The sequence below is a fragment of the Acinetobacter sp. Ac8 genome (assembly GCF_055392545.1).
The window spans coordinates 4,516,192-4,529,829 of record NZ_AP043689.1 but is presented as its reverse complement, the minus strand read 5'-3'; the positions used below and the strand labels follow the sequence as shown (position 1 = coordinate 4,529,829).

Here is a 13,638-nt window from a genome sequence, read left to right as displayed (position 1 = left end):
GAATCATAAGGAAATAAGTATGGCTGGGTTAGCTCAGACGACTATAAGTAAGATTCACCAAGTGTATGATCGCTGGATGCCAAAATTGCCGGCAGAGATTACACCGCGTAATGTACTGATATTTTGCGTCATTTCATTGTTGTGTATTGGTACGGTGATGGTGGCTTCGGCTTCAATGCCTTATGCCGAACGGATGCATGAAAACGAATTTCACTATGTGATTCGTCATGCAATTTCGATCGTGGTGGCTTTTGTTGCAGCCGCAATTACCTATCGAGTTTCACTCAACCTTTGGTTTAAAAATACCTTTCCATTGTGGTTGATCACCATTGCTTTATTACTCGCCGTCTTGGTGGTGGGTACAGAAGTCAATGGTTCAACACGTTGGATTCGTGTAGGTGGATTTACCTTGCAGGCAACCGAAGTCGCCAAGGTGATGATGGCCATATTTACCGCAGACTATGTGGTTCGTCGTGCTGAAGAAGTCCGTAATAATATTAAGGGCTTGGTACGTCTAGGTGTGGTGATGTTGCTGACGGTCGGACTGATTATTGCAGAGCCTGACTTAGGGGCAACAGTGGTAATTGCTGTTTCGATGCTGGGTGTGTTCTTCTTGGCTGGTGCACCCATGATCCAGTTCGGTTTTGCATTCGGTGCGATTCTGGTGGCATTTGTATCCTTAATCGTGTTTGAACCATATCGTTATGAACGCTTAATGTCATTCTCAAACCCTTGGGCCGATCCTTTAGGCTCAGGTTATCAATTGTCGAATGCCTTGATGGCCTTTGGTCGTGGTGAATGGTTTGGGGTGGGCTTAGGACATAGTATTCAAAAAATGTCTTATTTGCCTGAAGCACATACTGACTTTATGTTGGCAATTTTAGGTGAAGAATTCGGTTTCTTTGGTATTTCGACCGTTTTGTTACTCTCATTTGTGATGTTGATTTGCTGTATTCGTATCGGTCAGCGTGCGCTCAATCATCAATATTTGCGCGCAGGATATTTGGCTTACGGGATCAGTATTATTTTCTTATTACAGATCTTGGTGAATGCTGGTATGAATATGGGCATGTTGCCGACCAAGGGGCTAACGCTTCCATTTATTAGTTATGGTGGCTCATCTTTAATTATGTGTGCGGTGATGATCAGTTTAATTCTCAAAATTGATGCAACCACCAAGGATGCCAATCCAGCGCGAGAAGAGTCTAGTTTTTAATTTTTTATTGCACTTAAATAGACAAGCCATTTGATCACAAATGGCTTTTTTTATGGATAATTTATTTTGGATTTTGCGTATTGCAATATTTTAATGCCGATTGAGTGGTCTTAAATTTTACCCAATCCCAAGTTTGATAACCGGACTCACTCAGTCCTAATACATCTATCGCTGTTGGGGAATAATAAAACGAAGTTTCCAATACACCATTGGCATAAATCTTGATCTGATGTTTTCCTGGGGTATTTGCAAATTTAAGTTTGATTGGGGTTTTGTGATCGACCTTGATGATTGCAGAGCGATCGAGTTGAACTGAATAAGTTGGTAATGGTTTACCCCATTGTTCACGTGGTGCGCCACTCATTTCATCAACAACAGCAGTTTTAGAAATCGGGGAAATACATAAAATTGCCATTTGTGCATAGACCTGTGTAAGGCCTGTGATCATGAGAAAACTCAGCGTTATTAGATTTTTTAAAAGGTTCATCTCAATCCTGAATGATGTTGGTATTCTTATATTGGTATTGTTGCTTAATCAGGGATTACTGATAAATGGATTGTAGCGTTGTCCCTTGAGGAATGCGAGAGATATCCCATTGAGCGACAGCTTGAGTCAACATGAGATCTGGCTGATCTAGGTCTACTGGAGCTTGTCCAAGTGCTTTAATCGCTTGTAACAGCAATTCAGGTGCATGTTTGAGATCAAGCGCTTGCGCAAGGTTTTGTTTAGAGAGTTTCTGCCCCAAATGATTCATGGCGAGCGGTAAGTGCATATATTCAAGAGCGGGATAACCCAAAAGCTGTCCTAGCCAAATTTGACGTTCAGTATTATCCAATAAATCCGCACCACGCACGACATGGCTGATTTCTTGTAAATAATCATCGACAACGACTGCCAGTTGGTAATTGATAATGCCATCACGACGCTTCAGTACAAAGTCACCCAAATCGCGTTGTAAGTTCGCGCAATGTTGTCCTTGCAAGCGGTCATTGAAACAAATGTTTTGATCAGAAACTTTTACACGAATGGCTTGGTCTTGAAAGTCGAGCTGTTTGTCTCGGCAGGTGCCAGCATAGATATGATTTGAGCCTAATATTTTACGGGTACATTCACAGGCATAAACGCAATGTTTTTGTTTGAGTTGTTCGATTACAGATTGATAAATGTCTAAGCGATGTCTTTGATAAATGATTTCAGCATCGGATTGGAAGCCAAAAGCATCTAGGCATTTTAAAATATGCTGTTCACTATCTGGGTAAATACGTGGGATATCCGTGTCTTCAATGCGGACGATCCATTGCCCATGATGCGCTTTAGCGTCGCAATAGCTCGCGACAGCGGTCACTAAGGAACCAAAATGTAACGGCCCTGTGGGTGAGGGTGCAAACCGACCTTTGTATACGGTACTCTTCCTCCCTCCCTTTGGAAAAGAGAGGGTTGGGGAGGAATTTGACACAGTATTAACCGTTATTTTGCTTCTCTTTGATCTCTGCAAGGGTTTTACAGTCGATACATAAAGTTGCAGTTGGTCGTGCTTCTAAACGGCGTAAACCAATTTCGATACCGCAAGTTTCACAGAAACCATAGTCATCATTTTTAATCGCTTCAATAGATTGCTCTATTTTACGAATAAGTTTACGTTCACGGTCACGGGTACGTAATTCGATGGCAAACTCTTCTTCTTGCGTCGCACGGTCATTTACATCAGGTAAAGAAGAAGATTCATCTTGCATTGTATTTAGGGTGCGATCCACTTCCGACATCAATTCTGCTTTCCATGCCAGCAAAATTTTACGAAAATGTTCGAGTTGCCCCTCAGACATGTATTCTTCATTTTTCTTTGGCTGATAAGGCTCGATACCGAATAGACTTGCTGTAGTACCGTTTTCATTGGTCTTCGGCTTGGTTTTACGCACTCGCTTTACAGACTTATCATCTGCAATTGCTGTTTGTTCTTCCAAGACTTGATTTTGGTTGTCATTCGCCATAAAGGGCATTCCTCATCATATACGTATTATCTATACGCAAAAAATATGGTGATATGCAAGTATTTTTATCACTACCAACAGAATGAATCTATCGGGGGCGTCATCATATAGATTTTTTTACCAAGATGAAAGTCACCTAACCCTGAATTCGACTTTCTGCATATCTCGTTGGACGAATAACTTAATAGAAAAAAGCCAAAATGAAAAGCTAGTAACCTGAAATTTCTTCATTAATTGTAACTTTGAAGTGATCCAAGCGGTGTACAGAGGTCTCAAATTCACCATTGGCTTTTAAATGTAAGCAACGGTAACCAGGCGCAATCGGGTCAAATGAAAACTCTTGGCTGAGGGGTTTAAATTGTACACACGTTGCAGGAGTAGAAATAAACTGTATTCCATTCCACAAGTTATAGGATTCTTGATGGACATGACCATGTAACACAGCTTTGATGTTATCAAAGGGTTCGAGTACGGCCTTTAATTCATCGGCATTTTTGAGCTTATGTTGATCGAGCCATTTGGAATGCATATCAAAAGGATTGTGATGACAGGCGATAAGGATAAACTTGTCACGAAATTGTTCCAATAGCCGTTTTAGATGGACCAATTGTTCCGTTTGAATGTTTCCATCGGTACGTCCACCCACAGCACTATTCAACAAAATGATACGCCATTGATCTAACTCAATTACGGCTGGAATAGGTTCTGGCGAATGGAACGGGAACAAGTTGAGATTGTCGTGATTTCCCGGAATTTGGTAGAAATCGACACCAAAACGCTGCATATATTCTAAATAGCGCGCATAAGTTTCTGGAAATGCAGCTTGAGCCAAATCACCAGTATGTAAAATCAGATCGATATTTTTATAACGTTGCTGAATATCATCCATGACGGCATGAAAGCTTTCTTCAGGATTAATCCCGACAAACTCTGCATCAGGTTTATCCATCAGGTGTGTATCTGTGATTTGGATAATCACTCTATCTTTATCTGTTTGCGGCAATATCTCTGATTGCATGCCTTTCCCCTAGACATCTTCAAATGCATGCAAGTGCTGTTGTAGCCATTGCAAAGCCATAATCACAGGTGCATTTTTTAAACGATTACTTTTTAATAATAGACTCAGATCTGAATAATCAATGATATGAAGTTGGATATTTTCACCTTCATCTGGCATACCAAACACACCACCTTCAGCAGGTAATGCGGCTTGCGCTACATAGAGATGAAAGATTTCATCACATGCACCAGCAGATGGATAGAAGCTAAACAGGTGTTTGATTTGGTTTAATTCACATCCAGATTCTTCGATGCTTTCCCGTCGAATGCAACTTTCTGGAGATTCATCTCCATCAAGTACGCCTGCAATGATTTCGAGTTGCCAAGGTGAAATTTCATCATCAATTGCCCCTACACGAAACTGTTCAATCAATGCAAATTTTTGTTGTTGATCATTATAAATCAGTACACCAGCAGCTTCTTTACGGCGAATTAATTCACGTTGAATGGCTGAGGTATATTCAGTTTGATTAAATAATCGGTGTCGCAAGCTCACTTTTTCGACTTGAACAAAACCTTTAAAGGCATATTCACGAGATTGTATTTCTACATCATTATGGGTGTAGGTTGCTTGCTGAATGATGTTCATGTGCACAGTTAGGATGAAACATATTCACTTCATCCTAACTGAGAAATAGTGAAAGACAAAAGTTTTTTTTAATCTTTACACTTTATGGTACAACTTTTGCCCTTGTTCCTGATAAACGGATTTCATGGTTTTGAGACCATCTTCTATAAGCGTTTCGCTATTTACAGGGTGGGCTGCATTTTGTTGATTTTGTGCATAATCTCGCACGTTTTGAGTGATTTTCATCGAGCAGAACTTAGGTCCGCACATTGAACAGAAGTGCGCAGACTTATGTGCTTCTTTAGGCATCGTCTCATCATGCATCGATCTTGCAGTATCAGGATCTAAGCTGAGATTGAATTGATCTTCCCAACGGAACTCAAAGCGTGCCTTAGATAATGCATTGTCACGAACTTGTGCGCCCGGATGACCTTTGGCTAAATCCGCTGCATGGGCTGCGATTTTATAGGTGATAATCCCGTCTTTAACATCTTTCTTATTGGGCAGACCCAAATGCTCTTTGGGAGTCACATAGCACAACATTGCAGTACCGTACCAACCAATCATCGCTGCACCAATCGCCGAGGTAATATGGTCATAGCCCGGAGCAATATCGGTGGTGAGCGGACCAAGAGTATAGAAAGGTGCTTCCTGACAAACTTCAAGTTGCAAGTCCATATTTTCTTTGACCATATGCATTGGAACATGGCCTGGCCCTTCGATCATGACCTGAACATCATGTTTCCATGCCCGATGAGTCAGTTCACCTAAAGTGCGTAATTCGGAAAATTGTGCTTCATCATTGGCATCCTGAATACAGCCCGGACGTAAACCATCGCCTAAGCTGAAAGACACATCATAGGCTTTCATGATTTCGCAGATTTCATCAAAATGCGTATAGAGGAAGTTTTCTTCATGATGCGCCAAACACCATTGCGCCATGATCGAACCACCGCGTGATACGATCCCTGTTAAACGATTGGCTGTCATCGGCACATAACGTAATAAGACCCCAGCGTGAATGGTGAAATAATCGACACCTTGTTCAGCTTGTTCAATCAGGGTGTCTTTAAAGATTTCCCATGTCAGGTCTTCAGCAACACCATCGACTTTCTCAAGTGCTTGATAAATTGGTACCGTACCAATTGGAACTGGTGAGTTGCGGATAATCCATTCACGGGTTTCATGGATGTTTTTACCCGTCGATAAGTCCATGATGGTGTCAGCACCCCAGCGGGTTGCCCAAGTCATTTTCGACACTTCTTCATCAATCGATGAACCCAAAGCTGAGTTGCCAATATTGGCATTGATTTTTACCAAGAAATTACGCCCAATGATCATGGGTTCGCATTCAGGATGGTTAATATTGGCTGGAATAATGGCACGACCTTCAGCGACTTCTTTACGCACAAATTCAGGGGTAATCTCCATGAGGTTGTGTGCACCAAAATTTTGTCCTGCATGCTGGCGCATATCGACACCTTCATGCTGGCGCTGATTTTCACGAATCGCAATGTATTCCATTTCAGGCGTGATGATGCCTTGTTTGGCATAATGCATTTGTGTGACATTGTTGCCTGTTTTTGCACGACGTGGTTTTTGAATATGGGCAAAACGGATTTCAGCAGTACGAATATCTTTTAGACGTTCTTGGCCAAATTTAGAGGTTAAGCTGGCTAAATGTTCAGTATCGGCACGTTCTTCAATCCAAGTTTCACGGACATTGGGTAAGCCTTTATTCAAATCGATGTGTACGTTGGGATCGGTATAGACACCTGAAGTATCGTAGACCATAATCGGTGGATTTTTTTCACCACCAAGGCCTGTCGGAGTATCCGTGAGTTCAATTTCACGCATCGGCACTTGAATATCTGGGCGTGACCCTTGAATATAAACTTTTTTAGATGCGGGTAAAATTCGAGTCAGATCTTTGGCTTCTTGCTCGTGTTGAGCCAATTGATCAGCAGGGGATAGATTCGTTAATTGGTTCATTACAATGATCCTTATGAATGACATCAACGAATCAAGCACGACCAAAAACGGTGGCAAATTTAGTCTATTTTATCTGCTAAATCCATCATCAGAATAAAGCGCTATTGCGAAAAAATAGATAAATTATGGGCTGTCAGTTTTTAGATGCTTGATTCCTACGCAGGTCTTAACCTGATCAGGTTCAACGGTACTTTAGTTTAAGTTTTGGCAAGGAGATGCAAAACTGACTAAATCTCAGCGAGGAATTACTCGCGCTCCGTCAAGCGATGTTTAAATCTTAGCATGTTCTCATTGAAAATATGTTGGCATGCAGATATCAATTTCAATTATTTTTTTGAGCCAGAATTTCCTCGACAGATTTTCTAATTTTTTGTTCAAATGCTTCACGTTGTGCTCGGATCTCTTGCTGTTCAGGTGAGTTATCTTCAGGATACTGTCTAGATGGTTTTGGCATTTGCTGCCAAAGCGTTTCACTTGCGTTGATTAAATTCACAAATTTCTGTGCAGTTTGGCTACTTGCAGTTTTACTTTTTGCAATTTTTTCAATCGCTTTGATTGCTTGTTCATCTGCAATTTTATCGTCATCGAACCAGAGCGTACGGGTGTTGTCGTCGCCTTGAAAAAGTGCACTACGGTATTGTTCAATGTTCTCTACGACTTGAGGTTTAAAATGGTTGTTGGGGTAATCTTTATTGAATTTTTCCCAATATAACAGTCGATTGGCCACTTCATCAAAACTAATTGCTAGCCCTGCGTCCATAATATAGTTGGCACCTGTATATTCTTTACGGATCTGTTTAAAGTAGACCTGATCTGATTTTTCTAAATAGGGTGCAAAAATATCCAGATCATATTGTGGATGCTGTACAAAGGTGTATTCACCTTCACCGATATAAAATTTTGCTAAATATAAGTCCTTTGCGTGATCAACTAAATATTTCTCACGCGGTTTTAACTTTTTATACAGTTCTTGTTTTTGTTGAGCTGTCATAGACTGACCGTCTGCAAGTGTATCGGTCATATATTGAAAGACTTCAGGCGAGGCATCGGCGATGAGTTTTTGATAAATGTTTTCAATTTTTGCTTGCCATTGATAACGTGTTTTTAACGGTGCAGATGCGAGACATTTTTTTAGTAATTGATTGAGGTCATTTAAATCTTCAACGATGACCGTTTTTTCTAATTTTTTGATGCTTGTATCTATCTCGTTACAGTCTTGTGGAAGTGCTGGTATTTCAGCTGTACTGGTCTGAGTCGCTTTAGAAGCTGCTTTAGTTGTCTCAATTGTTTGATTATTGTCGTGCTTTTGGCAAGCGCTGAATAGGGTACACAGGCAGAGTGTTGTGAGTGATAGATGTTGTTTTAAAGCTTTCATAGTATGACTGTTGTTGTGTATTTTTGAATGTCACAAGGATAATAAAAATTGAGCTAAAATAACATCTAACTGTTAGAACAAATCGCATCACTAAAGCAATCTTTTTTAACATGCTTAAAGTCGATCGGGCTTAAATTTAGATATTGATTGAGCTGGGACAGCGCCAATAATTGAGGGATATTTTCCAGTTTAGTGCGTTCTTTTTCACTAATTTGAATTTTTTGCTGTCTTTGCTCTTTGCTCATCGCTAAAAAATGAACAAACTTCTTGGCCTGAGCTGAAAGCTCACCATCATTGGATTTTGCCAAGCGTTCAATCACCAACCAGCTGGCTGCATCGATATCAGTTTGATTTTCAAAACTGGTCGATATAGGTGCTTCTTCAGTGCCTAAAAACAATAGACTGCTATAGGCATTTTTTAAGAACTGCGCATCATGTAAAAAAGGGCTATTGGGATAAGTTTGCAGATATTCTTGCCAAAACTTAGCTCTTTTTGCAATTTCTTCAGCCTCAATATCGGGTTTATGGTTTTTAAAAAGCGGTTGGGTATTTTGTTGTGCAAGATTTTCGATAAAAACTTGTTCAGGCGCAGTCAGATACGGCGCGAAAACTTTTGCTAAATATTGCGGGCTTCTTCGATAGACAATTTTATCATCTGTTTGTTCGGTCAATTCGATATACGCTTGGCCTTTGTGACGTAATAAATATTGGTCACGCAGATTAAGTTGTTCAAATTTACTCTGTTGAATGGTCGGGTATGCAGCTTGATCTAAAGCATAGTTTTCAAATGCTTGTTGTTGTTCTGAAGTGCGCTCAATTTGTAAAAATTGTTGATACATACGTTTCGACTGATGCATCAATTCCATTTGTTCCGCAGGTTTCATCAAGGGCAAACACATACGAATATCTTGATTGACTTGTTCTATCGCAAGCGTGGTTCTTTTTGCATTGATTGCCAGCATCTCATTTTTGAGATTTTGGCAAATTTGGGTTAAATCAGGAATTGGATTTTCTTTTTGCGGCGCTTCTTTGGATTCTTTGACAATGTCGGTTGTGGGTTTTTGACACGCGATAACCACCATGCAACTCAAGATAACGAGTATGCCTGAAATGAGAAAATGAAGGGTATTGCGAGGAAATTTCATTCGACCAGCATTTAAAAGAAGCTCAGTTTTGTTCGATGCCATTGTCGCTGAATCGAGGCTAAATAAATGAAATATTTTGTAGTTTTGTGATAATGAAACGTTACTTTTTGCAAGAAACTGAGTCATGTGTCTGATTTAAGATCTGCAAAAATTAAGCTGAGTACAGCATCGTGAATTTACGATAAATGGATGCTCACAGCAAAGTGACATATGTAAATTCAGCAAATTGTAGTAGTATCTTTACTCTAAATTGCTTTGATCAGAAGTGAAATGAGCGATATTGAGAAATTCATTTGAAAGAAAAATACTTGTCATAAAACATTCATAATGAATATGCTTTAATATTAACCCATAAAAATAGTTTTTGTTGCGTGTGGAGCATCTGACCTTGAGCCCAAGTAATCCTGTATTAAACCATCATATATCTTCTCAATTTAATGAGGACTTACAGGATGTGAATACCAAATTTATGACCATGGGCGGTTTGGTAGAACAACAAGTCGCAAATGCAGTGCATGCTTTATTGGATACCAATGCCAATATGGCGATTGATGTTCAATTTCAAGACAATACAGTCAATCGTTATGAACGAGAAATTGATGAAGCACTGACTTTGATTTTGGCGCGTCGTCATCCAGCTGCAATCGACTTACGTATGGTGATTGCCATGAGTAAAGCCAATACCGATTTAGAACGTATTGGTGATGAAGCTGCAAAAATTGCCCGTATTGCACAGACTTTATGTGAAGAGGGTGAATCGCCACGTGGCTATATGGAAACACGGCATATTGGCAATCAAGTGCGTGTCATGATTCATGATGCTTTAGATGCTTTTGCGCGTGTGGATGCAGAACAAGCATTAAAAGTTTTGTTGGCCGATGCAGATATTGACCGTGAATATCAATCCGCGACGCGCACACTGATGACCTATATGATCGAAGATCCACGTCATATTAGTCGGGTTATCAATGTGATGTGGGTATTGCGTTCACTGGAACGGATTGGTGACCATGCCCGTAATATCTCAGAACAAGTGATTTATATGGCAAAAGGTTTTGATGCGCGACATACCAGTGTTGAAGAGATTGAACAAAAAGTTCAAGGTAAATAATTGAATTTATAAGTAAAAAGACCTGAATGATTCAGGTCTTTTTATTTGGAAAATTTAAGATCACAAAAAGAAAATTACACTTGAGCAAGTGCTTGTTCTAAGTCTGCAATCAAGTCATCAATATGTTCAATCCCCACAGATAAGCGCACCATATCAATACTCACGCCTGCTGCTTTTAGCTCTGTTTCATTCAGTTGACGATGAGTGGTGGTTGCTGGATGACAGGCTAAACTTTTTGCATCGCCAATATTCACCAGACGCGTAAACAGCTGTAATGCATCGATAAAACGGGTGCCACCTTCACGACCATCTTCAACACCAAAAGACAGAATTGCAGACGGTTTACCTTTGACGTACTTTTGTGCCAAAGCATGTTGTGGATGATCTTTTAAGCCAGCATAGTTGACCCATTTTACTTTTGGGTGTGCCTGTAAATATTCAGCAACTTTTTGTGCATTTTCAGTATGGCGTTCCATACGCAAATTGAGTGTTTCTAAGCCTTGTAAAATTAAGAATACGCTGAGCGGGCTGATTGCTGCGCCTGTATTTCTTAATGGAACAACACGTGCACGGGCGATATATGCCGCAGCACCCAAAGCTTCTACATAGTTCACCCCATGATAACTTGGATCTGGGGTATTTAAGACTTTGAAGCGCTCGGGATATTTGCCCCAAGGGAATTTACCGCTATCGACAATCGCGCCACCAATCGAATTACCATGACCGCCAATATACTTGGTCAATGAATGCACCACGATATCTGCACCATGTTCAAAAGGTTTCAGTAGGGCAGGTGTTGCAACGGTATTATCCACAATCACGGGTACACCATATCCGTGTGCGATTTTAGCAATGGCATCTAGGTCAATAATATTACCCAACGGATTACCAATCGACTCAACGAAAACCAACTTGGTTTTTTCATCAATCAAGCCGCGCAATGCTTCAGGATCTTGGTAATCAAAGAAACGCACTTCAATACCTTGTTTTGGCAAAGTGTGAGCAAATAAATTATATGTTCCGCCATAGAGTGTTGAAACCGATGCAATATTGTCACCCGCTTCTGCAATGGTCTGGATAGAATAGGTGATCGCAGACATACCCGAAGCCAATGCTAAAGCACCAATACCGCCTTCAAGTGCGCTCAGACGTTGCTCAAGCACAGCGGTCGTTGGGTTCATGATCCGTGTATAAATATTACCCTGAACTTTGAGGTCAAATAAATCCGCACCATGTTGGGTATTATCAAAGGCATAAGAGGTAGTCTGATAAATTGGAACGGCGACCGCTTTAGTGGTTGCTTCTGGTTCATAGCCTGCATGTATGGCAAGAGTTTCGTCTTTATATGTCATGTTCTTCCGTCAACTTTTTATTAAATTTCAATAGAGTGTAACAAATAAATATATGAAGTAAACAAGGGTTTATATATTTTAAAATCATAAAAACAGATAAAGCCAACAATGCAGCCCGAGATAAATTGAGTTTCAGCGAGGAAAAATAGACCGAATATCGCTGAGTTTGTGAGCTGTCATTGTGGTGTCATTTGCTGAAACTAGCATAACAAATTCCATAAATTCAGTTATTAAAAACACAATGAAAAAAGCAGCAATAAATAAACTGACCCGCCATAAAAGCACTTTAACTTTAGTCCTCTGTAGTTTACTGGGTTTGACCGCATGTTCTGATGATGATCAAGATTCAACAACACAGAAGACCTTAACCCAAAATATAACATTGGCATTTGGTGATGAAGCCTGTGTAATGGGGGGAACACGTATGCAGAGCGGTTTAGATCGCAATGGTAATGGCAAACTTGAAGCCAGTGAAATTACTAAAACCGAAAACAGTTGTAAGCCCAATTTGTTTGCACAAGGTGTAGCGTTGCCATTTAATGTACTGGGACGTTACCCTGCGAATGGTACGACCATTGATAGCTCGTTTGATATTCGTCAGGGTGGTTTTGGTTCTGATGTTGCTGCGCATCCAAGCAATAAAAAACAATTCTATGCATTGACCGATCGGGGGCCAAATGCAGACTTTACTGATAAATTATATGGTGCTGGTAAGGTTTTCACCATTCCAGACTATGTGCCGAAAATTGGTTTATTTGAAGTTCAAGACAATGGTACTGTGAAATTAATTAAAACCATCAATTTAAAAGATCGCGATGGAAAAGACATCACGGGACTACCCAACACTTCTGTTTTAGGCGGCACAGGGGAAACACCGTATGATGTCAATGGGAAAGTGATTACTGTAGATCCAACCAAGCCTTACGATGTGGTGAATAATCCAATTCGATTGGATGATTATGGCTTGGATAGTGAAGGGCTCACTGCACTTAACGATGGTACGTTCTGGGTCAGCGATGAATATGGACCGCATATTGTGCATTATGATGCCAATGGTAAAGAAATAGGACGTATCAATCCATTTAAGGCGGATAAACGCAATAATTGGACTTTGCCGAATGAGTTTAGCTATCGCCGTGCCAATCGAGGGATGGAGGGCTTAACCATTAGCCCAGACCAAAAAACTTTGGTTGGGATTATGCAATCGACCATGAGTTTACCGAATAAAAATGTCAATAAATCAACGTTGACGCGTATTGTGACGATTAATCTTGAAACAGGCAAAGTCGCACAATATTTATATCAGCAAGAGATAGCTGAAAATTCAAACTCTGCCATTATTGCCCTCAGTGCAACACAATTTCTGGTTTTAGAACGAGATGGACTGTTTTATAAAGATACGCCCAATGTGATGAAAAATGTCTATCGTATTGATTTAAGCAAAGCCACCAATTTAGAAGATATTCAAACACAAAATGATGTCAAACAAGATGAAAAGCTTGGTTTAACCATTGCGGGCAAGACCTTAGAAGAATACCAATTGGATAAAGGCTGGGACGGTTTAAAAGCATTTAATATTGTTCCTGCACCTAAAACATTGGTACTGGATATGGGGAAAGCGGTTAAATATCCACATGATAAAATGGAAGGTCTCTGGTTGATCAATAGTACGACACTTGGGATTTTAAATGATGACGATATGGGGCTTTGGAATAATGCCAAAGGCATGGAGCCAAAGTATCTGGATGCTGCACGTACACGTATTGATATCAATACCTTATACATCATGGATAAATTGAATTTAAAAGGTCAATAGTTGCATAACAACAGC

The 13,638-nt window shown here is 40.2% G+C and carries 12 protein-coding genes and 1 riboswitch; of the genes, 3 read left to right on the top strand and 9 right to left on the bottom strand.

Going from position 1 to position 13,638, the window contains the following annotated elements:
- Window positions 1-19: 19 nt before the first annotated feature.
- The gene (ftsW, locus tag ACZ5QH_RS21500) at window positions 20-1,216 is read left to right on the top strand and encodes a putative lipid II flippase FtsW (protein ID WP_004725295.1); all 1,197 of its coding nucleotides are present in this window, start codon (window positions 20-22) and stop codon (window positions 1,214-1,216) included.
- A 61-nt stretch (window positions 1,217-1,277) separates the two neighbouring features.
- Here ftsW and ACZ5QH_RS21495 read toward each other — a convergent pair whose 3' ends face one another.
- The 8 genes from ACZ5QH_RS21495 to ACZ5QH_RS21460 all read right to left on the bottom strand — a co-directional run bounded on the left by ACZ5QH_RS21495 (window position 1,278) and on the right by ACZ5QH_RS21460 (window position 9,470).
- On the bottom strand, window positions 1,278-1,664 hold the full coding sequence (locus ACZ5QH_RS21495; protein ID WP_464016764.1) for a hypothetical protein: 387 nt from the start codon (window positions 1,662-1,664) through the stop codon (window positions 1,278-1,280).
- 94 nt (window positions 1,665-1,758) lie between these two features.
- Complete coding sequence (gluQRS, locus tag ACZ5QH_RS21490; protein WP_303576590.1) at window positions 1,759-2,673, bottom strand: tRNA glutamyl-Q(34) synthetase GluQRS; 915 nt, start codon at window positions 2,671-2,673, stop codon at window positions 1,759-1,761.
- 4 nt (window positions 2,674-2,677) lie between these two features.
- Window positions 2,678-3,205, bottom strand: a complete 528-nt coding sequence (dksA, locus tag ACZ5QH_RS21485; RefSeq protein WP_004725300.1) for an RNA polymerase-binding protein DksA — start codon at window positions 3,203-3,205, stop codon at window positions 2,678-2,680.
- Window positions 3,206-3,413: 208 nt separating this feature from the next.
- Complete coding sequence (gene cpdA, locus ACZ5QH_RS21480) at window positions 3,414-4,223, bottom strand: 3',5'-cyclic-AMP phosphodiesterase (RefSeq protein ID WP_303576592.1); 810 nt, start codon at window positions 4,221-4,223, stop codon at window positions 3,414-3,416.
- 9 nt (window positions 4,224-4,232) lie between these two features.
- Window positions 4,233-4,853, bottom strand: a complete 621-nt coding sequence (locus ACZ5QH_RS21475) for an NUDIX domain-containing protein (RefSeq protein ID WP_004816566.1) — start codon at window positions 4,851-4,853, stop codon at window positions 4,233-4,235.
- A gap of 75 nt (window positions 4,854-4,928) precedes the next feature.
- Complete coding sequence (gene thiC / locus ACZ5QH_RS21470; protein WP_034612636.1) at window positions 4,929-6,824, bottom strand: phosphomethylpyrimidine synthase ThiC; 1,896 nt, start codon at window positions 6,822-6,824, stop codon at window positions 4,929-4,931.
- A gap of 135 nt (window positions 6,825-6,959) precedes the next feature.
- Window positions 6,960-7,093, bottom strand: a riboswitch (TPP riboswitch).
- A gap of 53 nt (window positions 7,094-7,146) precedes the next feature.
- Window positions 7,147-8,199 (bottom strand): hypothetical protein, encoded by a 1,053-nt coding sequence (locus ACZ5QH_RS21465; protein ID WP_303576595.1) that lies wholly within the window; start codon window positions 8,197-8,199, stop codon window positions 7,147-7,149.
- Window positions 8,200-8,264: 65 nt separating this feature from the next.
- On the bottom strand, window positions 8,265-9,470 hold the full coding sequence (locus tag ACZ5QH_RS21460; protein ID WP_303576597.1) for a hypothetical protein: 1,206 nt from the start codon (window positions 9,468-9,470) through the stop codon (window positions 8,265-8,267).
- Window positions 9,471-9,732: 262 nt separating this feature from the next.
- Here ACZ5QH_RS21460 and phoU point away from each other — a divergent pair, with 262 nt between their 5' ends.
- On the top strand, window positions 9,733-10,455 hold the full coding sequence (gene phoU, locus ACZ5QH_RS21455) for a phosphate signaling complex protein PhoU (protein WP_004725313.1): 723 nt from the start codon (window positions 9,733-9,735) through the stop codon (window positions 10,453-10,455).
- Between the two features lie 74 nt (window positions 10,456-10,529).
- Here phoU and ACZ5QH_RS21450 read toward each other — a convergent pair whose 3' ends face one another.
- Window positions 10,530-11,807: an O-acetylhomoserine aminocarboxypropyltransferase/cysteine synthase family protein gene (locus ACZ5QH_RS21450; protein WP_303576598.1), complete on the bottom strand. Its 1,278-nt coding sequence runs from the start codon at window positions 11,805-11,807 to the stop codon at window positions 10,530-10,532.
- Between the two features lie 241 nt (window positions 11,808-12,048).
- Between ACZ5QH_RS21450 and ACZ5QH_RS21445 the strand changes: the two genes are divergently transcribed.
- Window positions 12,049-13,623 carry an esterase-like activity of phytase family protein gene (locus ACZ5QH_RS21445; RefSeq protein WP_303576599.1) on the top strand — a complete coding sequence of 525 codons (1,575 nt, stop codon included), beginning with the start codon at window positions 12,049-12,051 and terminating at the stop codon, window positions 13,621-13,623.
- Window positions 13,624-13,638 lie beyond the last annotated feature (15 nt).

What these genes read in the sequence shown, in the direction of transcription:
- ftsW (WP_004725295.1), top strand. Translation starts at nt 20, where the DNA reads ATGGCTGGGTTAGCTCAGACGACTATAAGTAAGATTCACCAAGTGTAT.
- ACZ5QH_RS21495 (WP_464016764.1), bottom strand. Translation starts at nt 1,664, where the DNA reads ATGATCACAGGCCTTACACAGGTCTATGCACAAATGGCAATTTTATGT.
- dksA (WP_004725300.1), bottom strand. Translation starts at nt 3,205, where the DNA reads ATGGCGAATGACAACCAAAATCAAGTCTTGGAAGAACAAACAGCAATT.
- cpdA (WP_303576592.1), bottom strand. Translation starts at nt 4,223, where the DNA reads ATGCAATCAGAGATATTGCCGCAAACAGATAAAGATAGAGTGATTATC.
- ACZ5QH_RS21475 (WP_004816566.1), bottom strand. Translation starts at nt 4,853, where the DNA reads ATGAACATCATTCAGCAAGCAACCTACACCCATAATGATGTAGAAATA.
- thiC (WP_034612636.1), bottom strand. Translation starts at nt 6,824, where the DNA reads ATGAACCAATTAACGAATCTATCCCCTGCTGATCAATTGGCTCAACAC.
- ACZ5QH_RS21465 (WP_303576595.1), bottom strand. Translation starts at nt 8,199, where the DNA reads ATGAAAGCTTTAAAACAACATCTATCACTCACAACACTCTGCCTGTGT.
- ACZ5QH_RS21460 (WP_303576597.1), bottom strand. Translation starts at nt 9,470, where the DNA reads ATGACTCAGTTTCTTGCAAAAAGTAACGTTTCATTATCACAAAACTAC.
- ACZ5QH_RS21450 (WP_303576598.1), bottom strand. Translation starts at nt 11,807, where the DNA reads ATGACATATAAAGACGAAACTCTTGCCATACATGCAGGCTATGAACCA.
- ACZ5QH_RS21445 (WP_303576599.1), top strand. Translation starts at nt 12,049, where the DNA reads ATGAAAAAAGCAGCAATAAATAAACTGACCCGCCATAAAAGCACTTTA.